Consider the following 19,647-nt stretch of genomic DNA (forward strand, 5'->3'; position numbering starts at 1 on the left):
TTGCGGATCAGGGCGCGGGGGTGATCCCCTCGACCCGCACCTTCCAGCCCTGTTTCGGAAAGCCGGGCGCGGGCCCGGTCGCGCCGTCCCAGCCGGCGGCCATCATCCCCACCGCCATCAGCAGCGCGCCGTTCGACGGGAAATAGGTCTCCGCGGCGCGGCGATAGCCGGGGCCGTCAGGATTGCTGGCCATCGCCACGCCGCCCGCCCCGCCCGAGACCGGCACCAGTTCGCTGGCATGCTCGTCGAGATGGACGCGCGGCGTCATGCCCGTAGGGCCCCATTGGTTGTTCTTGCGATCGGCGAACAGCCAGTCGACTGCCTTCTCCGGCTCGCCGAGCCGCGCCGCGGTCATCGCCATCATCGGAAAGTCCCAGCCCCAGGTCTGGCGCAGATCCCAATTTGCCGTGACCGCATCGAAGGTGCGCCGCATCGTCGCCGGATCGATCCGCGCGCCGCGGATGAAGCCATAGGCCATCAGGAACGAGGGATGATCGCGGTTCTTGCACCGCGCTGGGCCGGCATTGCCGCGGCATTCGGGCGATTGCGCGACGGTCCAGAAATCGGGAAGCGATTCGACCGGCAGATAGAGTCCGTCGCGCACCGCGGGCGGCGCGATCTTCGCGAGCGCGGCGTCCCAATCGGCGCGCCGCGCGAGCCCGCGACGCGCACGCCATGCCTGCGCCGTCTCGAGCCCCCAGCGGAAATATTCGACCTCGAACACCGGGTTCACCGTGGTCGCGGGGTCGTAATTCTCTTGCGCGGGGATCAGCGGCGGGCCGAGGTTCAGCCGTCCGTCCTTCGCGATCGGCCACGCAGCGAGCAGTTCGGCGGTCGCCTCGACCAGTTCGCCATAGCGGGCTAGCGTCGCGCGGTCCTTGCGCGAACGCCAGACCAGCTCGGCGAGCAGGATCGGGTGCGGCTGCTGCCACATCAGGAAAGGCGAGACGAGGCTCGGGCTGTTGCGCCCCTCGGGCCCGACCATCTTGGGCCACCACGCGCCCTTCACGCCGTGCCGCGCCGCCTCGGCGCGCGCCTTGGGCAGATGCGCCACATACCAGGGCAGGCTGCGCTCGAGCAGCTCGGGATGCCCCCAGAGCGGCTGCCACGCCGCGTGCCATGGGTGCATCTCGAGATGGAACTTGCCGTACCAGCTGTTGGAGAACAGCCCCTCCTCCTGCGGCGGCAGCGCGCCCGCGCCGTTGATCGCCGAGAGATATTGCGAGAGCACCACGCGCCGCTCGAGTTCCGTGGCCCGGGGATCGGTGCTGCCGGAAAAGTCCACCGCGCCGCCGCGCGTCCAGAAATCGCGCCAATGGCCGGCGACGGCCTTCTCGGCCATTTCCGGGACGGGCAATTTCGCTGGCGCCGCGCTGCGATCGAACGACGCCGTCACGGTCAGCCGCGCGCCGCCATTGCCGCGCGCGGCGATCGTCGCCGCCCCCTGCCGCGTCAGCACGCCGTTGCTGGATATCGTCGACCAATAATGCGTCGCATCGAGGCTGCGGCGCAGATGGATGCGATCGGGCCGCTGCGACACGATCGTCGTCGTCCCGCCGCCGTCCCAGCGCGACGGATCGGGATTGATCTTCGAATCGACCCCCGGATAGCGCACCGCGACGCCGAGCCGCCCCGATGCCACCAGCGGCGACCGCACGTCGACGAACACCGCATCGGGCCCGGGCAGCACCCGGGTGCGGACATGCACCGGCTGGCCGTCATAGGTGAAGCTGCTGTCGAGCGTGCCACTCCACATGTCGAGCGTCTGGCGCGGCGCCGCCACCTGCGCGAAATCGGGCGCCTTGCCGTCGATCGTGAAGGCGAGTCGGGCGAGCGAGATGCGGTGCGGATTGGCGCGCAGCCAGGTGAAGGCGGGGTTCTTCTCCGCCGCGTCCCATGATTTCATATAGGCATAGGGTTGTTCGCCACGCCCCGGCACCGCGACCTGCACCAGCCCGTCCGCCTCGGTATACCCCTTGGGGTTGGGCAGGCTGTGCCATGCCCATTGCGCCATGGTGAGCAGCGGCGCGAGCTCGGAATAGCGTTCGGGGAAAGTCTGCAGCCCGGTAATGTCGGCAGTGAAGCCGAGATTGCCGTTGCCGAGCATCGCGGGCGCGTGCGGATCGACTGCCGTGAAGACGGGGTTGTGCCGCCGGACCAACGCCTCGCGATCGATGCGCGGCGCGGCCTGGGCGAGCACCGTGCCCGCCCCCGCCGCCATGGCGCACAGCGCGGCGGCAAGCAGGGCGCCTCGCCCGCGAGGCATCGCAAATTGTCGAGCGCCGGCGCGACGATCCTCGGTCAAGACGATATGCTCCTCTCCGATCAGACGACGCAGCGGCCGCTCTTTTCCCGCCTCCGCCCATGATTCGCGAACGCCGACGGAGCTGCTATCGGCCACCGGTGTCACTGGCGTATTTCCGCCATTCCCGATGTTTTCCGTTCGTCCGAATGGCCCTTTTTCCCGGGCTTGTATAGTGCTAATTGAAACGTCGTACCGCATTGTGGGATACCAGACATGGTCACCTCTCTGCGTTGAACCAAGGAGAGGATGGCATGGAGAAACTATTCGCGATTCTGTTGGCCGGCGTTGCGGTGCTGCCGATTCCGGCGGCGGCGCAGGTAATCGCGATCAACCAGCCCGCCCAGACGCTGTCCGAGGGCAGGATCTCGACGCTCCCCGATGCCGCGCAGGCACCGTGGCGCGCCTATCTGCTGCGCTCCGAGGCGCAGCGCCGCGCCGACCGCGCCGCGCTTGCCGCCGAGCTCGCTCCCGGCCAGCCCGCCCCGCCCCCGCCCCAGGCGTTCGGCGGCGGCGAGAAGAGCATGCCGCTCGATCGCGACGCCAAATGGTATGCCTCGGCCGAAGCGCGCCACATGGCCGATACGATTGTGAGCTTCCAGACCCCGGCCGGCGGCTGGAGCAAGAATCAGAACCGCGCCGGCGCGCCGCGCCTCCCCGGCCAGCGCTTCGCCAACGATGCCGAGACGATGGTCCAGGATCCGGCCAATTTCGATGCGCCGCAGGACCGGTTCTGGACCTTTGTCGGCACGCTCGACAATGGCGCGACCACCACCGAGATGCGCTTCCTCGCCCGCGTCGCCGCCGCGCTGCCGGGCGAAGCCGGCGCGCGCTACCGCCAGAGCTTCGTCGACGGGGTGCGCTATCTGCTCGCCGCGCAATATCCCAATGGCGGCTGGCCGCAAATCTGGCCGCTCGAAGGTGGCTTCCACGACGGCATCACCTTCAACGACGACGCCGTCGCCAAGGCAGCGATGTTGCTCGAGGATGTCGCCGAGGAGCCCGCGCTGCGCTTCGTGCCCGAGCATCTGCGCGAGCAGGCGGCGCGCGCGGTCTCGGCGGGGGTCAAGGTGATCCTCGCCGCGCAGGTCCGCCAGAACGGCCGGCTCGCCGGCTGGCCGCAGCAGATCGATCCGCTGACGCTCGAGCCGATCTCGGCGCGCAACTATGAGCCGCGCTCGATCGCCAGCGCCGAGACCACCGACATATTGCTGTTCCTGATGCGCCAGCGCGAGGCGACGCCCGAGATCCGCGCCGCGGTCGAAGGCGGCGTGGCATGGCTCAAGGCGAGCGCCGTGACCGATCATGCGTGGACGAAGACCCCCGAGGGCCGGAAGCTCATCCCGCAGCCGGGCGGCGGCCCGCTCTGGTCGCGCAACTATGACGTCGTCACCGGCAAGCCGATCTTCGGCGACAAGGATCGGACGATCCATGCCGACGTCAACGGCATCTCGGTCGGCCGCCGCAACGGCTACAACTGGTGGGTGACCAACCCGCAGCACGCCCTCGACGCCTATCCTTCATGGGCGAAGAAGGTGTCGGGCTGACCCGAACCTGGCGGCGGCGCGGCGCGGCTGGACCGGGCGTCATCCGAGCGTCCGCGATCCGAAACGGGACTGCAACGATCGCGCCGCCAAACCGCAATAGCGTCCTCCTATTGGCGACTCCGCCGGCCATCTGGCCCGGGGGAGAAAACACAAATGTCGCGATATTCCCGCCTGCTTCGGGCGACGCTGCCGTTCACCATGCTCGCGCTGGGCCTCGCGCCCGCCGCGCACGCGCAGACCAGCGGCGCCGCCGCCGATGAAACCGCGCCCAACCCCGCGGAGATGCAGAGCGAGGGCGACGAGGACGTCGTCATCACCGGGTCCTATGCCCGCAGCCTCGCCGCGGCGACCCAGACCAAGCGCGAGGCCGCGTTCGGCGTCGACTCGATCAATTCGACCGACATCGGCAAATTCCCGACCCAGAACGTCGCCGAGGCGCTCCAGCTCGTCACCGGCGTGGCGATCACCCGCCCGCGCGGCGAAGGCCTCTACGTCAGCGTCCGCGGGCTGGGGCCGCAGTTCCAGAACACGCTGCTCAACGGCCGCTCGGTGGCGATCAACGATCTGATCGAGAATGGCGGCGCCAATGGCCGCCAGTTCCGCTTCGAGATGCTGCCCGCCGAGTTCGTCTCGCAGATCGACGTGGTCAAGACGCCGACCGCCGACATGACCGAGGGCGCGCTGGGCGGCAATATCGACGTCAAGACCTTCCACCCGCTCGACGTGGGCAACAAGACCACGCTCAACCTGCGCGGCACCTACACTTCGATGACCGAGAAGGTGAAGCCCAACGCCACGCTGCTCCACAGCGCCACCACCGGCGACGGCAGCTTCGGCATCCTCGCCGGAGCGCAATATTGGGCCAAGTCGGTCCGCAACGACCGCTGGTACAATACCGGCTGGACGCTCGACCGGTTCACTTCGGTGCTCGGCACCGGCTATTACACCCCGACGCGCACGCGTCCGACGATCGAGACCGAGGAGCGCAAGCGCGTCTCGGGGATCATCTCGGCGCAGTGGCGCCCCTCGCCCGAGCTCGAGACCACGCTCGACGTGCTCGGGACGCGGCTCGACGTCGCCTATGACGAGTTCGGCCTCGACATCTATCCCGACGACACCAGCGTCGCGGGGCACCGCCCGGTGCTCGTCCCCGGATCGTACACGCTCGACGGCAACACCGTCGTCGCCGCGACGATCAACGACGTGCGCTTCATGGCGTCGCGCGAATACAGCCTCAACCGCCACGACCTCGTCAGCGTCGGCCTCAAGCAGGTGTGGAAGCCCGAGGGCTGGAATGTCTCGGCCAATTTCAACTGGTCCTATGCGCACAGCTTCCACCCCAGCTATGCCGAAGGCACGGTGCGCAGCCGCATGATGTTCTTCGCGCCGCTGACCTATGACGCGTCGGGCGGCTACAAGGTGATCCCGACCTTCACCACCCCGGTCGACCCGACCGCTGCCGCCAACTATGTCATCTATCCGTTCAACATCGCGCCCAAGAACAGCAAGGACTGGGACTGGTATGCCCGGCTCGACGTCGGCCACGACATGGACGGCTTCCTCAGCAAGATCGCCGCGGGCGGCGAATATCACTGGCGCAAGCGTGACTATTGGCGCCGCGATTTCACCGTCAACCCGGGCCAGCAGCCGGTGACCAGCTTCGTGCCGAACGGCATCGAGCAGCTTCCGTACGACGATTTCCTGAGCGACGTTCCGGGCAACGCGCCACGCAGCTGGCTCGTCCCGATCACCAGCGTGTTCTACGACAAGATGTTCACCGACGCGGTGGCCAACGCGCCGCTCGCCCCGGGCGATCTGCGCGCCTCCTATGTGGTGAGCGAGAAGACCGCGAGCGCCTATGTCCGCGCCGACTATGCCTTCCCGCTGGGCGGCATCGACGTGACCGGCAATATCGGGGTGCGCTACGTCCACACCGATCAGGTGGCGAGCGGCACGTTGACGATCGGCACCGCGCCGACTCCGGCGAGCTTCCCCAAGACCTTCAACAACTGGCTACCCAGCTTCAACCTGCGCGCCGAGCTGAGCCCGACCCTGGTCGCCCGCCTCGCCGCCAGCCGCGTGCTCACCCGGCCCAACGTGACCCAGAGCGCCCCGCAGATCAGCGTGTCGACCGACGCGCCGACCGGAAGCGGCGGCAACCCCGAGCTGGTGCCGTTCCTCGCCTCCCAGTTCGACGGCTCGCTGGAATGGTATTTCAACCGCAAGGGCTCGCTCACCGCGGCGCTGTTCTACAAGGCGATGGACAATTACATCACCGCGCAGAACATCAACGTCGAGATCCCCGGCCGCGGCACGATCCTGTTGAGCACGCAGGTCAATGGCGGCGATGCCAAGGTCTATGGCGCCGAGGCGGCGTACAACCAGGTGTTCACCTTCCTGCCCAAGCCGCTCGACGGCCTCGGCTTCCAGGCGTCGTACACCCACACCTCGGTGCGGGCGAGCTACACGGCCGGTGCGCGCACGATCAAGGATCAGCTGATCGGCCTGTCGAAGAACAGCTTCAACCTTGTCGGCTTCTATGATTACGGCCCGGTATCGGCGCGGCTGTCCTATACGTGGCGCGACAAATATCTGTCGGGCACCGGCAGCACCACCCAGACTCCGAGCTATATCGACGCGTTCGGCTCGCTCGACGGCAACCTCTCGTTCCGCCTGACCGACAAGACGATGCTGAGCGTCGAGGCGATCAACATCGCGGGCGCGCGGCAATATAGCTACAGCGACGATCCGCTGCGCTTCAACGAGATCCATTATTGGGGCCGGACCGTGTTGTTCGGCATCCGGACGGAGTTCTGATGATCAAGACGATCCTCACCACCGCCGCGCTGGCTCTGACCAGCGCGGCGGCAACGCCGCAGGCGATGAACGACATCCAGGTCGTCGGCTCGCACAACAGCTTCAAGGCGCGCATCCCCGCGGCGGTGATGGCCAGGATCCGCGCAGCCGATGCCCAATCGGCCGACGGGCTCGATTACTACCACGTCCCGCTGACGCGGCAGCTCGACGCGGGCGTGCGCCAGCTCGAGCTCGACGTCTTCGCCGATCCCGAGGGCGGGCGTTACGCCGATCCGAAGGGCGAGGCGCTGGCCCAGGCGGCCGGAGAGCATACCGGCTTCGATCGCGCGGCGATGCGCAAGCCGGGGTTCAAGGTCTTCCACATCCCCGATATCGACTATCTGAGCAGCTGCCCGACGCTGGCGGGCTGCCTCGGCGAGATCGACCGCTGGTCGCGCGCGCATCCCGATCATCTGCCGATCATGATCACGATCAACGCCGCCGACACGCCCTCAAGCCGGCCGGGGATCACCAGCCCGTTGTCGCTGGCCGACAAGCCGCTGCTCGACGCGCTGGACGGCGAGATCCGTTCGGGGCTGCCGGGCAAGCGGCTAATCACGCCGGACGAGGTGCGCGGTGCCGCACCGACGCTGCGCGAGGCAGTGCGGAGCCGCGGCTGGCCGGCCTTGTCGGCGGCACGCGGGCGGATCTTCATCCTGCTCGATGTGCGCGCGGCCGTGTCGGACGTCTATCGTGCGGAGCATCCCTCGCTCGCCGAGCGGGCGATGTTCGGCTGGTATCCCGACGATCAGCCCGAGGCGGCGATCCAGATCGTCCAGGACCCGCTGGTCGATGGCGACAAGATTCGGCGCTGGGTGACCGAAGGGATGATCGTGCGGACCCGCACCGACGCCAATACGGCCGAGGCCCGCACCCGTGACCATGCCAAGGCCCGCGCTGCGATGGCGAGCGGGGCGCAGGCGGTGAGCACCGATTATTATCCCGGCGCGCCCGACCCGCTGCACCTCGGCTTCGTCGTGACCTTGCCCAAGGGGGCGATGGCGCGGTGCAGTCCGGTCCGGGTGCCGGCGGGTTGCCGGCTGCGCCCCTGAAGGCCCGGATTCGCGGTCTTCACAGGATTCCTTAAGCCCTTTGGGCGCATCGCGGTGCGATGGCTCGTCCGCGTTCCGGCAACCTCATGGCCCTGGATCTGCTGCGCTTCGGCTGCGCGCTGATGGTCCTCGCCTTCCATTGGGGCAACGGCTTCGCGTTCCGCCCGCCGCCGGGCGGGCAGGCGTTGCTCGCCGGCATGCCGGTCGATGCCGGCTGGGCGCCCCTCGTCAATTCGGGCTGGATCGGCGTCGAGCTGTTTTTCGTGGTGTCCGGTTTCGTGATCGCATGGTCGGCCGAGGGATCGGGCGCCGCGGCGTTCGCGAGGCGTCGTTTCCTCCGGCTGGTGCCGGCGGCGTGGCTCTGCGCCTCGATGACCGCCGCGGCGCTGCTCGCTTTCGACGCGCTCGCGCCGGGAACAACGATCGCGCTGTGGCTGGGGTCGCTGCTGTTCTGGCCGATGTTCGGGATCGACCCGAGCTATTGGACGCTGGCGATCGAAGTGAATTTCTACCTGCTCGTCGCGCTGTCGCTGCGCGGCGGATCGACGCTCGCGCGGATCGAGCGCGTCGGGACGCTGCTCGGCGTCGCGAGCGCTCTCTACTGGATCGCCGGCTATGTCGCGCCAGTCCCGCCGGCGACCGATCGGATCGTGCAGCTCACGCTCCTGCCGCATGGCTGCTTCTTCGCGCTCGGCATCCTGATCCGGTCCCGGCAGCAACTGGGGCCGCGATCTTTGTGGTGGCTGTATCTCGCCCCTGCCTGCGCGGCGGCGCTGATCGAGATCGAGGCTCATCGCGTCGTGATGAACGGGAACAGCCCGGTCTGGCTTCCACCGCTGCTGCTGTTCGCGTGCGGTCTACTGCCGATCCTGCTCGCCGAGAAGCTCCAGCCATGGCTCGCGCGCCATGCCCGGGCTTCGCACGCGGCGACGCTCGGCCTGATGACCTATCCGCTCTATCTGCTGCATCAGGAGCTCGGCGCTCTCTCCATCGGCGGCATGCTCCATCTGGGCGCGCGCTATTGGCCCGCCGCCGCGCTTGCGTTCGTCGCGATGCTGGTGCTGACCTGGGCGGTCGTCCGCTTCGGCGAGCCGCCGTTGCGCAGCCTGCTCAAGCGCTGGCTCGACAAGCGCGCACCGGGTTCAGACGAGAAGACTGGCTGGGGCGGCAGGATTTTGCACCAGCATTTTTGTCCTAAGCCATTTCAATTGCTTACGTCATCGCTGGCGCCGCAAGTTTTGCGATTCTGTAGCAAACCTGTGGTGTTCGCAAGGCCCCATCCTCAATGGCCGCTAGTGGGCCGATTGCGGGCTGGCACCTTTTGCGACCGCTAGCGGCGAAAGCTGATGGGGTGGACGCCCCCCGACGGCATCGATGTGCCAAAGTGGAGGTGTTGAAACACCACTTGAGGGAGGCGTCCGTGTCGGAAGTTACCACAATCGGTCTGGATATCGCCAAGAACGTTTTTCATGCCCGTGGCGCTGATGAGCGCGGCGCGGTGGTGTTCAGCCGGAAGCTGAGTCGCGGCAAGCTGCTCGACTTCTTCGCCGCACAGCCACGATGCGTGGTGGCGCTGGAGGCATGCGGCGGCGCGCATCATTGGTCGCGCGAGCTGCAAGCGATGGGTCACGAAGTGCGCCTGATCCCGCCGGCATACGTGAAGCCCTTCGTGAAACGACACAAGAACGATGCGATCGACGCGGAGGCAATCTGCGAGGCGGCGCAGCGACCTGACATGCGCTTCGTAGCGGTGAAGAGTGAGGAGCAGCAGGCGGCGGGGCTGGGCGAGCAGATGCTCGCGGAAGAGCTGTTCGAACATCGGCAGGCGCAACGCGGCCGAGGCCGGTTCCTTGTAGAGACCCGACGAATGGGCAAGGTCGGAACAGGTATCGGCGGGGTCACCAGGCCGGGATTCCGACAGAGCCTCGCTATACTTGATCTCGAAGGCGAGCAGCCCGCGTTTCCCGTCGCGCCGTTCATAGGCGATGGCGACGTCGAACGCGGTGCGGTCGTTGGTCAGGGCCGGGTCCATGCGCCCGGGCGAATGCTCGAAGGCAACGTGAAGAGCCTTGGCGATATCGGCATTGGGCAGCAGGTGGCGCAGCACAGGAAGCGCCAGGTCGGGGCGCAGGCGCAGCGGCCCGAAAAGGTTGAATGCCAACGGCTGGGAGGAGAGCAGGTTAATGAGCAGGCGCTGGACCGCGATCAGGGCGCCGGGCTCGCGATAGGCGATCTCGTGACGGGCGAGATGAGCCAAGCTCGGCGACATGAAGTTACGGCCGGCCTGGGCATCGGCCTCGGCCAGCAATGAACCTAGGCGCCGCTTGCCGCCGCGGCGGGTGGTATGGTTGCCGGGGGCAAGGCCTTGGCTATTGCGCCACAAAGCCTGCAGCAGCCGGGCGCAGGCGCGGAAGCGCGTGTCGCCGCTTTCATGAACATGGTGCTCGCGCAGGATCTTGGCGGGAATGATCGGCAACGGCGCACTAGCGCGGGGCAAATGTCGCATATGAAGCTCCCTGTTGACGCAGAAAGGTTCATTGACGACCTCTAGAAATTGCGCCCCTCTTCGGGCCACGGGTCTCGGGAAGCGCGTACGAATATAAGGGCGAAGTATAGAATTTGTGGAGATAGGTAGAGTAGGAAGGATGTTGGGGTAGAGGTTAGGGAAGGAAGGTATGTGCGTAGGAAGGTAGATGAAGGTGAGGAAAGAGGTAAAGAGGGATAAGGGGGTAATATAGATAGGGCTAAACACAGCCGATCCACAGCCTATTGCGCGCTAACTCCTCCAGCGTTTGTCTTCTCCTATGTCGCCAGGAACGACAGATCGACTTTGATGTCGATCTTGTCGATCGCGTCCTTCAGCTGGGCGAGCGGGAAATCCTTGGTGTACCGCGCGGTCTCTCCTTGGGTCTCATGCGCAGTAAGACGGTCGACTACCGTGGGATGTACCTCCCCGCGCTGGAGAAAAGTCGTGGCGCTATGCCGCAGAGAATGGAAGTCGAGCGACTTCTGATATAGGCCGACGTCCCTGCGATAGCGCGTGAAGTATTTTGAATAGTTGTGGCCGAAGCGCCCATCGGCCCCACCCCTCTCCAACTGATCGAAGAGCATAGTATGGCCAGCTTTTCGCTGCTGTTCGACATAGTCCAAAAAGCCTATCCGGATTAGCTCCTTATGGATCGGCACAAGGCGAATGGCGTTCGAATTCTTAAGCTGCTGCCCGTTCCTAGCGTTAATGTCGAACAGCCAGATCCCATCCTGCTGCCGGATGTCCTCCACCAGATGCTGGCAGATTTCCTCCTGGCGCATGCCTGAGAACACGGCGACCAACGGCAGCCAAAATCGTTCATCGCGGATTACATGCTGGCCGGGGCGTGACCTGCGATCTTTCGAGTGACAGCCGCGCCAAATCGGGGTGTTGAACAGTGCCTGCAGCTGATCTGATTCCCACATCTGGCGTTGGTCACGCGCACGCTTCGACGCCGCAAATTTGAACTTCTCGAAAATATTCTCGGAAGCTTCCCCCAGATCGACAGCATTCACCCAGAGCTTCGACAAGGCGGAAAAGTGTCGCTGGACAGTCCGCCCAGAGAGCAACTGAATGTTGTCATCGCCTTGGGTCAGCTCGATGATCTCTGTCGCGGTCTTTCCTCGATACGCGGCCGCCTTGCCATAGTTGGCGGGAAGGTGCTGCAAAACCTCCTTGAACCGCGCGGCATCAGCACGGAGATAGCCAGAGAGCGGCCGATTGCCGCAAACTTCCTCGAACAGTTCATAGGTCTTCCGCGCTTGGAGCCCGGATTGATTCTCCCATGCGTCCAGCCGAATCTGAGATTTGCGAAACTCTTCTGCGCGCTCTGAGAAAAGCGGGCCGATTGCCTCCGGCTCGTGGTCCTTGGCTCCTGCTCTTGGGACAACCGGCACCGGTGCATCAAGCATCATGCTCAAAAGTGGGTCTTGCGGACTATAGCTGAAGTCGCCTTCAAACCGAGCCTTCATAGCTTCGGTGAAGTCGCAACCTGCGCGGAGGATCGCTTGCTGCACCCGAGCGATGTCACTGTCGTTGAGCTGCCCAGTCAGCCCGTGCTTCTCGATGAGGTCCGTAGCGAAAGGCTCCACGCTTGCCAGGTTGTTCGTCGCCAGATTGCGACGCGTGGTCACTCCCATCTTTCCATAGTAAGCGACGATCGCCTCGCGGTTCGCTTCGTCAAACGTAACCCGGCTATTCAGCCTGATTTCGTTCTCGTCAGCGAGCGCGGCGTGGTAGAAGTCCTGCACCATACGGGCCAGGTCCTCGGTGGTCAGCATCCAGTGTGATCTCGCAGCTTCGAACAAGTCCTCGGAGAGCAAGTATAGCCGGCGCGATCGCGTTCGTGCGACCTTTTCGTGGCTTGTCCGAAGACTGCAGAGCAGCTCGCGTCGATCCAGTAGCCGCCAAAGCACCTCGGGAACGGCTCTCCGAAAGTGATAAATGCCAGCCCGTCGAGTGGTGTTGGGGATGCGTGACACGCGACAGAAATCCCGCTTCTGTAGCGGGGCTCTGTAGCAAGCCCCCGCCAGGTTGAAGCGGCGCCGAAAAATCAGCTAGCAACCAATACCTTAAGAGAAAGTTGGCTGGGGCGGCAGGATTCGAACCTGCGAATGACGGTACCAAAAACCGTTGCCTTACCACTTGGCGACGCCCCAACGGGAAGCGGGCTTATAGGGCCTTAGAAAAGCCGTTCAACCCAGCCGTGCGGGTCGGGCGAATTTCCGCGCTGGATCGCGACGAGCTGCTGGCGGAGCTGCTCGGTGCGCATGCCCGGACCGCCATTGCCGATCGCGAAATCGAAGCCGCGGCCGCGGACCCGGCCGATCGGCGTGACCACTGCGGCGGTGCCGCAGGCAAACGCCTCGCGCAGCCGGCCGCTGGCCGCGTCGGCGCGCCATTCCTCAAGGCTGTAGCGCTCCTCGCGCACCGCGATCCCCGAATCGCGCGCCAGCGTCAGCAGCGATTCGCGGGTGATGCCGGGCAGGATCGTACCGGTGAGCGGCGGCGTCTGGATCGAGCCGTCCTCGAACACGAAGAACACGTTCATGCCGCCGAGCTCCTCGACATAGCGGTTCTCCGCCGCGTCGAGGAAGACGACCTGGTCGCAGTCATGGCCGATCGCCTCGGCCTGGGCGACGAGGCTGGCGGCATAGTTGCCGCCGCACTTGGCGGCGCCGGTGCCGCCGGGTGCGGCGCGGGTGTAATGTTCGGAGACCCACAGCGTCACCGAGGGCGCGCCGCCCTTGAAATAGGCGCCCGCCGGCGAGGCGATCACCATGTAGAGATATTCCTGCGCCGGGCGGACGCCGAGGAAGGTCTCGCTCGCGAACATGAAGGGGCGCAGATAGAGCGACGCGCCCTCGCCTTCGGGAATCCAGTCGCGGTCGGTGCGGACCAGCTCGCGGATCGAGGCGAGGAAAAGCGCCTCGGGCAGCGGCGGCATCGCCATCCGCCCGGCCGACTCGGCGAAACGGCGGGCATTGGCGTCGGCGCGAAACAGCGTCGCGCCGCCATCGGGCATGCGATAGGCCTTGAGGCCCTCGAAAATCTCCTGCGCATAATGGAGCACCGCGCAGGCGGGATCGAGCTGGAGCGGCCGACGCGGCTCGATGCGGGCGTCGTGCCAGCCCTTGTCGGCGGAGTAGCGGATCACCGCCATGTGATCGGTGAAGATCTTGCCGAAGCCGGGATTGGCGAGGAGCGCGGCGCGATCTTCCGCGGCCACCGGGCTCGCATGCGCCTCGAACTCGAAATCCAGGATCGTCGCGTCTTCCATTGTACCCTTCCCGACTCTGCCGGCCGAGCACCGGCTTGCGGACGACTAGGCCGCGGGGCTAGAATGGTCAACATGGCTGCCCCAATTCCTGCGTCGCCGCTGTTCCTGCGCGAGCCCGAGATCCGCCGCGGCATCGAGCTGCTCTATTTCGGCTATGCCAATCTGACGCGCTCGATCGATGCCGGCCTCGCCAAGCAGGGGTTGGGCCGCGCGCATCACCGCGCGCTCTATTTCATCGCGCGCCAGCCCGATCTGACGGTGAGCGCGCTGCTCGCGATCCTCGGCATCACCAAACAGTCGCTCGGTCGGGTGCTCGGCGAGCTCGCCGATCGCGGGCTGGTCGAGACGCGGACCGGCGAACGCGACCGGCGCCAGCGGCTGCTGCGGCTCACGCCCGCCGGTGCCGCGCTCGAGGCCGAGCTGTTCGACGCGCTGCGCGAGAAGATGTCGACGGCCTATTCGAGCGCGGGCCAGGGCGCGGTTGGCGGCTTCTGGGCGGTGCTCGAAGGCTTGATGCCCGAGAGCGAGCGCAAGAGCGTTTCGGGGCGGTAGGGCGTCCGCGCGCGGACGCCCTGCGCGACCTCAGGCGACCTTGAAGCCTTCCTTGTTCATCGTCAGCGTGAGCTGCTTGTTGCGCTCCTCGGAGAGCTGCGAGCGGAGCATCGGGAAGAGATGCATCTCCTCTTCCTGCATGTGCTTCTCGATGTCGGCGCGGAACTCGCGGACCTTGGCGATCCAGTCGGGCGAGGCGCTGGGGATGTTCTCGAGCTCGTAGAGATACTGCTTCACATAGCCATGTTCCTTGGTCAGCGCGTCGGCGGCGTCGCGCTGGCCGATCTCGCGCAGCGCCGGATAGATGACATTCTCTTCCTCGACCGCATGCTTGAGCAGCGCGTGCTTGAGGTGCGAGAGCAGCATCCCGCGCTTGACCGTGTTGTGCTCGTCGGTCGCCTCGATCGTGTCGAACACCTTGAGCGTCGCCTGATGCTCGACGACGAGCGCCTCGTCCCAATTGCCGGCGAGCGCGGTCGGCGCCTGGACCACCGCCTTGCGGCCGAACATCGCGAGGATGCCGAGCGCGGCACCGCCGGCGACCGCGCCCGCGACCATGCCGAGATTGCCCGACCGGCCGCCATTGCCTTTCGCGGTCGAGCCCGTGAACCGTCCCTTGTTGTCGCGCGTCGCCGTGGTCGTCGCCATTTCCGCCTCCATCGATCGGTGAGTCGGAAGCAAAACAAATCGGCGCGGCGGGCGTTCCGTTAGCGGCGGGCCTCGGCGGCCATCTCGGCGGTGCGCCGGGCCGAGGCGGCGAGCGTGTCGCGGAGCAACGCCGCGAGCGCGGCATCCTGGTCGAGGACGTTGAGCCCCTGCCGGGTCGAGCCGCCGGGGCTGGCGACGCGATCGGCGAGCACCGAAGGCGGCGCATCAGCCTGCGCGGCGAGCAGGCCCGCGCCCTCGACCGTGGCGATCGCCAGCCGCTGCGCCTGATCGGGGGTCAGGCCGAGCGCGGTTCCCGCCTCGGCCAATGCGTCGATGAAGCGATAGACGAAAGCGGGCCCGCAGCCCGAGAGCACGCTGCCGCGATCGAACAGGCCCTCGTCGTCGAACCATTCGACCAGCCCGAGCGGCGCCATCAAGGCATCGATTCCCGGAACGCGCCTGCCGTGCATCGCGACCACGCCCTTGCCGAGCGCGACCGGCAGATTGGGCATGGCGCGGACGATCGCGTGGCCGGGAAAGCGCGCCGCCAGCGTCGCCGCGTCGGCCCCGGCGAGGATCGAGAGCAGCGGATAGTCGCCGGTGGGAAGCGGGTCGATCTCGTCGAGCTGGTAGGGTTTGATGCCGAGCTGGAGAAAATCGGGCGCGGGCTCGTCGGGGAACGCCCTACCCTGCCGCACGCCGGCCGGCAGCTCACGGTCGTGACGGTTGACGACGAAGACGTCCTCCGCCGCGACCGCGCCGCTCTCGATCCAGCGCCGGAGCATCGCCCCGGCCATGTTGCCGCAGCCAAGCAGCCAGAGCCGCGGCCCGGCCACGCTCACGCCTCGCCCTGCGTCTCGATCAGCGCGGAGGCGAGCGCGTCCTGCGGGGTCTTGCCGCCCCACAGCACGAACTGGAACACCGGATAGAAGCGCTCGCACTCGTCGATCGCGCTCTCGACCAGCAATTCCGCCTGATCGAGCGTCAGCGTCTTCTCGCCGGCGCCGTCGATCATCGCGGCGTGGCGGAAGAGCAGGATGCCGCTCGCCGACCAGAGCTCGAAATGGCCGATCCAGAGCTGCTCATTGACCAGCCCGATCGTCTCATAGACCGCGCTGCGGCGCTCCTCGGCGACGCGGATGTCGGGGAAGGCGAGGAACTGGAGCACGCCATCGTCCTCGCGCCAGATCGCGCGCAGCTCATATTCGGTCCAGCTGCCCTTGAACTTGGCGACGATCTCGTCGTCCTCGCGCTCATGGCTCCAGCCATGCGCCGCGAAGTAATTCTCGAGCATATCGATGGGTGCGGCGTCGTCGCGGTCGAATTCGGCCTCGTCCAACATCCCTAACTCCACGCATCCCGATTGGCTGAACGGAATCCTGCCAATCGCGTTCCGGGGGCACAAGCGGGCGGTTCGCAACCCTGTCGAAAAACTGTGGACAAGCGGGTGGTAAACGGTGCGCTCAAATGTCCGCCTTCGGAGCCTTGGGCGCCTTTGCCGGCTTGGCGGGGGCACCCTGACCGGCGAGCTGCGCCTCGAGCGCGGCGAGGCGCGCCTTGAGCGCATCGTTCTCGTCGCGCGCCGCGACCGCCATCGCCTTGACCGCTTCGAACTCGTCGCGCGCGACGAAATCGAGCCCGCCGATCCATTCGCGGGCGCGCTCGCGCGTCGCGCCTTCGGCCTCCCGCGCCATCCCGGCGACGGTGCCCGCCGCGCCGTTCACGAACTTGACGAAATCGTCGAACAGGCGGTTGTCGGTCTGCATGGCGAATTCTTCCCAAAAACGAACTTCAGCGTATCTCTATCTGGTCAACCGTGCGCGAAGGTACAAGGCTTTCGGCATGTGGATTGAGTGCATCGATCTGCCAGAGCAGCGCGAAGGCGAAGCCCAGCCAGGCGAGGTACGGCAGCAGCAGCAGCCCCGCGACGCGGCGCACCCGCCAGAACAGCAGGATGGTGAGCGCCACCAGCACGAGCAGCGCGCCGATCATCAGCAGCGCGGTATCGACCTTGTGCAGCCCGAAGAACACCGGCGTCCAGGCGAGGTTGATCGCGAGCTGGACGACGAACACCAGCAAGGCGATGCCGCGGCCGCGCGAGCCGCGCGCGTTGATCACCATCGCCAGCGCGAGGCCCATCAGCGCGTAGAGGATGCTCCACGCGACCGGAAACGCCCAGCCCGGCGGCATGATGTCCGGCTTGGCGAGCTGGACGAACCACGGATTTGCGTCGCCGCTCGGCGCGAGCTTGCCCGAGGCGAAGCCGAGCAGCAGCATGAGCGGGACCGTCACCACCGCCCAGCGGAAATAGGCTAGGCGCAACTGGCCCCTGGACGCGATCTCTTGCAACCCGGTTCTCCCCTTGTCGACGCATGAAAACACGCGCCGTCCCCGGAACGATCCCCTAATCCAATCTTTTCGCAGTCGCAAAGATGTTGGTTTAGTGGAGCATCGATTTCCCGGGGAGAGACGGCATGGAGCGTATCAGCGGCGGTTGCCTGTGCGGCGCGGTGCGGATCGCGGCGACGGGCGAGCCCTGGCGCGTCGGCCTCTGCCATTGCCTCGACTGCCGCAAGCACCACGGCGCGCTGTTCTTCGCCGCGGCGATCTTCCCGCAGGACGCGGTGACGATCGCGGGCGAGACGCGTGACTGGCACGGGCGCCATTTCTGCCCGCGCTGCGGCTCGTCGGTGTTCGCGCGCTATGCCGACGAGATCGAAGTGCATCTGGGCACGCTCGACGCCCCCGACCAGTTCGCGCCGAGCTACGAGAACTGGACGATCCGCCGCGAGGCGTGGCTGCCGCCCTTCCCGCTTGCCCATCACTATCAACGCGATCGCGAGGGCGAAGGGCGCTCCGAGACCTAGCGCCGCGATGCGCGCGCTGTAGGAAGATCGCGCAGCCGATTTGTAGGGTTTCGCGGGTCTAGAGTCGCAAGAGTCGCGGTAGAACGACTCTGCCGTTGCGCGGGCAGGAAATATTGTTGCGGGGATCGGTAGGAAAATCGACACGGTCAAAGAGCGCGGTCGGCACATGCCGGGGCCGGCCCCCAGCCCAGCAGCTGCATTCCTACATTGCAAGGCGGTGCCCGGCCGCCGCGCTGCACGCGATCTTCACGACAGCCGCTTTGCCTTTGACGCAAAGTTCGGACCTGCCTAGATCGCCACCGTGCGCGACTGGCGATGCGAGGTGGGATACCACCGGGGAGCGCACGGAATATGCGCCGTTCGCCTGGGCCGTCGGACAATCCGACCACTTTCTTCAGAAAGAGCCCCATGCGCGCGCAGATCATCGATGGAAAAGCCTATGCCGACGGTCTGGCCGATCGGATAACCGCCACGATCCCGGCTTTCACCGAGAAGACCGGACGCGTGCCGGGACTGGCGGTGATCCTCGTCGGCAGCGATCCGGCGAGCGAGATCTATGTTCGCAGCAAGGGGCGAAAGACCCGGGAGCTCGGCATGGCCAGCTTCGAGCATATTCTCCCCGCCGAAACGGGCCAGACCGAACTCGTCGCGCTGGTCGAAGCATTGAACGCCGACAACAGGGTGGACGGCATCCTCGTGCAGTTGCCGCTTCCCGATCACATCGATGAACTGGCGGTGGTTCGGGCGATCGACCCGCGCAAGGATGTCGATGGCCTCCACCCCGAGAGCGCCGGCCGTCTGGTCTCCGGGCGCCCGGGGCTTGTCTCGTGCACGCCGCTCGGGTGCCTGATGCTGCTCCGCGACCAATTGGGCGATCTGTCCGGGCTCGATGCGATCGTTATCGGCCGCTCGATTCTGGTCGGCAAACCGATGGGGCAGCTGTTGCTGGGCGCGAACTGCACGGTGACGATGGCCCATTCGCGAACGCGCAACCTCGCGGACAAGGTGCGCCAGGCGGATATCATCGTCGCGGCAGCGGGCCAGGCCGGAATGATCAAGGGCGACTGGATCAGGCCCGGCGCAACGGTGATCGACGTGGGAACCACCCGAGCGGTTGTGGATGGCAAGCGGCGCCTGCTGGGAGATGTCGACTTCGCGGCCGCGCTCGAGCGGGCAAGCGCCATCACACCGGTCCCCGGCGGCGTCGGGCCGATGACGATCATGGTGCTGATGCACAACACGGTGCTGGCAGCGCACGACCGCGCGGGACTGCCGCATCTGCAGCTCTGGTAAGGCCGCGACCGGAGGCCTGCTCCCCATTGCAACGTCCGCTCCGTTCGCCAATCTGCGCGAAATGGGGGAGTCTTCCGGTGTTTGATTCGAAGGGTGCGTTCACCAGGCAATTCACGCAGGCAGAGGGTGGCTATATCTATTATCCGTCCGCGAAAAGCGGCGGGAAGCTCGTGACCGCCGAAGAATACCGAAAGCTCGCTCAAGGCTGGAGCATGGTTTCCACGGGGAAGGTGGCCGGAATTCTCTTTCTCGCCGTCATCGCGTGGACCGCCTTATCGCAAACTTTCTCTCTTCCTGACGGGCTTGAAACGGTTTTCATTGCGAGCTGCGTGACCTGTGTCGCCCTTTGGGTACTCTGGGTCGCCTTTGCCCCGCGTCGTCTCGTTCGCGACCGCCCTGCAATTACGCCGCCGAGGCCGGCTTCACAGGCAAGGCGTCAGGTGCGCGCCTTGTTGACGTGGCAAAGCGTCATCTTCGCGCTTCTGTTCGGCGGCGTCATGTTTCTCGGCTCGCTGAGAGTGTCGGAACCCGACGTCGAAACCTGGGCGTGGCGCATCGGAGGCGGTGCGCTGTTCGGCCTCTATCTATGGATCGGCTTCCAGAAGCTCCGGGACAGATAAGCTTCCTTGCCCGTGGTCCGCAGCCGACCGCGAAGCCGCCGCCAGGGGCGGGGCTCTGCTCTATTTTTGGGATTGCGCGACCAGTGCCGTCATCGGCGGCGGC

Annotated in this window: 16 protein-coding genes, 1 tRNA gene, 3 pseudogenes and 1 riboswitch; of the genes and pseudogenes, 9 read left to right on the forward strand and 11 right to left on the reverse strand. The window is 66.2% G+C overall.

Annotation, left to right across the window (positions count from 1 at the left end; genetic code table 11):
* Positions 1 to 7: 7 nt before the first annotated feature.
* Complete coding sequence (locus E5A74_RS09805) at positions 8 to 2,266, reverse strand: hypothetical protein (protein ID WP_240699750.1); 2,259 nt, start codon at positions 2,264 to 2,266, stop codon at positions 8 to 10.
* Between the two features lie 290 nt (positions 2,267 to 2,556).
* On the opposite strand from E5A74_RS09805, the gene pelA reads away from it, so the two are divergent.
* The 5 genes and pseudogenes from pelA to E5A74_RS09830 all read left to right on the forward strand — a co-directional run.
* Entirely contained in the window at positions 2,557 to 3,849 is a 1,293-nt protein-coding gene (gene pelA, locus E5A74_RS09810; protein WP_135984278.1) for a pectate lyase, read from the forward strand.
* 153 nt (positions 3,850 to 4,002) lie between these two features.
* Positions 4,003 to 6,666: a TonB-dependent receptor gene (locus E5A74_RS09815; RefSeq protein ID WP_135984280.1), complete on the forward strand. Its 2,664-nt coding sequence runs from the start codon at positions 4,003 to 4,005 to the stop codon at positions 6,664 to 6,666.
* Entirely contained in the window at positions 6,666 to 7,757 is a 1,092-nt protein-coding gene (locus E5A74_RS09820) for a Ca2+-dependent phosphoinositide-specific phospholipase C (protein WP_135984282.1), read from the forward strand. Before E5A74_RS09815 ends, E5A74_RS09820 begins: the two co-directional genes overlap by 1 nt.
* Before the next feature lie 86 nt (positions 7,758 to 7,843).
* Positions 7,844 to 9,091, forward strand: coding sequence for an acyltransferase family protein (locus E5A74_RS09825; RefSeq protein ID WP_166745721.1), 1,248 nt, complete (start codon positions 7,844 to 7,846; stop codon positions 9,089 to 9,091).
* An 86-nt stretch (positions 9,092 to 9,177) separates the two neighbouring features.
* Positions 9,178 to 9,540: pseudogene (locus E5A74_RS09830) on the forward strand (IS110 family transposase); the annotation flags it as partial.
* Positions 9,541 to 9,597: 57 nt separating this feature from the next.
* Here E5A74_RS09830 and E5A74_RS21410 read toward each other — a convergent pair.
* The 5 genes and pseudogenes from E5A74_RS21410 to E5A74_RS09845 all read right to left on the reverse strand — a co-directional run.
* Positions 9,598 to 10,263: pseudogene (locus E5A74_RS21410) on the reverse strand (PGN_0703 family putative restriction endonuclease); the annotation flags it as partial.
* Positions 10,264 to 10,559: 296 nt separating this feature from the next.
* On the reverse strand, positions 10,560 to 12,065 hold the full coding sequence (locus tag E5A74_RS09835; RefSeq protein ID WP_135984286.1) for a site-specific integrase: 1,506 nt from the start codon (positions 12,063 to 12,065) through the stop codon (positions 10,560 to 10,562).
* A gap of 21 nt (positions 12,066 to 12,086) precedes the next feature.
* Positions 12,087 to 12,266 (reverse strand): annotated as a pseudogene (locus tag E5A74_RS21445) (DUF6538 domain-containing protein); the annotation flags it as partial.
* A 102-nt stretch (positions 12,267 to 12,368) separates the two neighbouring features.
* Positions 12,369 to 12,443, reverse strand: a tRNA-Gln gene (locus E5A74_RS09840).
* 23 nt (positions 12,444 to 12,466) lie between these two features.
* On the reverse strand, positions 12,467 to 13,564 hold the full coding sequence (locus E5A74_RS09845) for a branched-chain amino acid aminotransferase (RefSeq protein WP_135984288.1): 1,098 nt from the start codon (positions 13,562 to 13,564) through the stop codon (positions 12,467 to 12,469).
* A gap of 72 nt (positions 13,565 to 13,636) precedes the next feature.
* Here E5A74_RS09845 and E5A74_RS09850 point away from each other — a divergent pair, with 72 nt between their 5' ends.
* The gene (locus tag E5A74_RS09850; RefSeq protein WP_135984290.1) at positions 13,637 to 14,116 is read left to right on the forward strand and encodes a MarR family transcriptional regulator; all 480 of its coding nucleotides are present in this window, start codon (positions 13,637 to 13,639) and stop codon (positions 14,114 to 14,116) included.
* A 30-nt stretch (positions 14,117 to 14,146) separates the two neighbouring features.
* Here E5A74_RS09850 and E5A74_RS09855 read toward each other — a convergent pair whose 3' ends face one another.
* The 5 genes from E5A74_RS09855 to E5A74_RS09875 all read right to left on the reverse strand — a co-directional run bounded on the left by E5A74_RS09855 (position 14,147) and on the right by E5A74_RS09875 (position 17,113).
* Positions 14,147 to 14,764, reverse strand: coding sequence for a hemerythrin domain-containing protein (locus E5A74_RS09855; protein WP_135984292.1), 618 nt, complete (start codon positions 14,762 to 14,764; stop codon positions 14,147 to 14,149).
* Between the two features lie 59 nt (positions 14,765 to 14,823).
* Positions 14,824 to 15,561 carry a pyrroline-5-carboxylate reductase family protein gene (locus tag E5A74_RS09860; protein ID WP_135984396.1) on the reverse strand — a complete coding sequence of 246 codons (738 nt, stop codon included), beginning with the start codon at positions 15,559 to 15,561 and terminating at the stop codon, positions 14,824 to 14,826.
* Between the two features lie 41 nt (positions 15,562 to 15,602).
* Positions 15,603 to 16,106 (reverse strand): type III secretion system chaperone family protein, encoded by a 504-nt coding sequence (locus tag E5A74_RS09865; RefSeq protein ID WP_135984294.1) that lies wholly within the window; start codon positions 16,104 to 16,106, stop codon positions 15,603 to 15,605.
* Positions 16,107 to 16,227: 121 nt separating this feature from the next.
* A complete protein-coding gene (locus E5A74_RS09870) occupies positions 16,228 to 16,530 on the reverse strand; it encodes an accessory factor UbiK family protein (RefSeq protein ID WP_135984297.1) in 303 nt (100 codons plus the stop codon).
* Between the two features lie 25 nt (positions 16,531 to 16,555).
* Entirely contained in the window at positions 16,556 to 17,113 is a 558-nt protein-coding gene (locus tag E5A74_RS09875; RefSeq protein WP_135984298.1) for a TspO/MBR family protein, read from the reverse strand.
* Between the two features lie 125 nt (positions 17,114 to 17,238).
* Here E5A74_RS09875 and E5A74_RS09880 point away from each other — a divergent pair, with 125 nt between their 5' ends.
* The 3 genes from E5A74_RS09880 to E5A74_RS09890 all read left to right on the forward strand — a co-directional run bounded on the left by E5A74_RS09880 (position 17,239) and on the right by E5A74_RS09890 (position 19,544).
* Complete coding sequence (locus E5A74_RS09880; RefSeq protein WP_135984300.1) at positions 17,239 to 17,631, forward strand: GFA family protein; 393 nt, start codon at positions 17,239 to 17,241, stop codon at positions 17,629 to 17,631.
* A gap of 295 nt (positions 17,632 to 17,926) precedes the next feature.
* Positions 17,927 to 18,008, forward strand: a riboswitch (ZMP/ZTP riboswitch).
* Positions 18,009 to 18,039: 31 nt separating this feature from the next.
* Entirely contained in the window at positions 18,040 to 18,924 is an 885-nt protein-coding gene (gene folD, locus E5A74_RS09885; protein WP_135984302.1) for a bifunctional methylenetetrahydrofolate dehydrogenase/methenyltetrahydrofolate cyclohydrolase FolD, read from the forward strand.
* A 77-nt stretch (positions 18,925 to 19,001) separates the two neighbouring features.
* Positions 19,002 to 19,544 carry a hypothetical protein gene (locus E5A74_RS09890; RefSeq protein WP_135984304.1) on the forward strand — a complete coding sequence of 181 codons (543 nt, stop codon included), beginning with the start codon at positions 19,002 to 19,004 and terminating at the stop codon, positions 19,542 to 19,544.
* Positions 19,545 to 19,647: the final 103 nt, after the last annotated feature.

Source organism: Sphingomonas naasensis (assembly GCF_004792695.1).
GTDB classification, from domain to species: domain Bacteria; phylum Pseudomonadota; class Alphaproteobacteria; order Sphingomonadales; family Sphingomonadaceae; genus Sphingomonas; species Sphingomonas naasensis.

Coding starts and splice junctions, on each gene's coding strand:
- E5A74_RS09805 (WP_240699750.1), bottom strand. CDS start 2,266: ATGCCTCGCGGGCGAGGCGCCCTGCTTGCCGCCGCGCTGTGCGCCATG.
- pelA (WP_135984278.1), top strand. CDS start 2,557: ATGGAGAAACTATTCGCGATTCTGTTGGCCGGCGTTGCGGTGCTGCCG.
- E5A74_RS09815 (WP_135984280.1), top strand. CDS start 4,003: ATGTCGCGATATTCCCGCCTGCTTCGGGCGACGCTGCCGTTCACCATG.
- E5A74_RS09820 (WP_135984282.1), top strand. CDS start 6,666: ATGATCAAGACGATCCTCACCACCGCCGCGCTGGCTCTGACCAGCGCG.
- E5A74_RS09825 (WP_166745721.1), top strand. CDS start 7,844: ATGGCCCTGGATCTGCTGCGCTTCGGCTGCGCGCTGATGGTCCTCGCC.
- E5A74_RS09835 (WP_135984286.1), bottom strand. CDS start 12,065: ATGCTGACCACCGAGGACCTGGCCCGTATGGTGCAGGACTTCTACCAC.
- E5A74_RS09845 (WP_135984288.1), bottom strand. CDS start 13,564: ATGGAAGACGCGACGATCCTGGATTTCGAGTTCGAGGCGCATGCGAGC.
- E5A74_RS09850 (WP_135984290.1), top strand. CDS start 13,637: ATGGCTGCCCCAATTCCTGCGTCGCCGCTGTTCCTGCGCGAGCCCGAG.
- E5A74_RS09855 (WP_135984292.1), bottom strand. CDS start 14,764: ATGGCGACGACCACGGCGACGCGCGACAACAAGGGACGGTTCACGGGC.
- E5A74_RS09860 (WP_135984396.1), bottom strand. CDS start 15,561: ATGGCCGGGGCGATGCTCCGGCGCTGGATCGAGAGCGGCGCGGTCGCG.
- E5A74_RS09865 (WP_135984294.1), bottom strand. CDS start 16,106: ATGTTGGACGAGGCCGAATTCGACCGCGACGACGCCGCACCCATCGAT.
- E5A74_RS09870 (WP_135984297.1), bottom strand. CDS start 16,530: ATGCAGACCGACAACCGCCTGTTCGACGATTTCGTCAAGTTCGTGAAC.
- E5A74_RS09880 (WP_135984300.1), top strand. CDS start 17,239: ATGGAGCGTATCAGCGGCGGTTGCCTGTGCGGCGCGGTGCGGATCGCG.
- folD (WP_135984302.1), top strand. CDS start 18,040: ATGCGCGCGCAGATCATCGATGGAAAAGCCTATGCCGACGGTCTGGCC.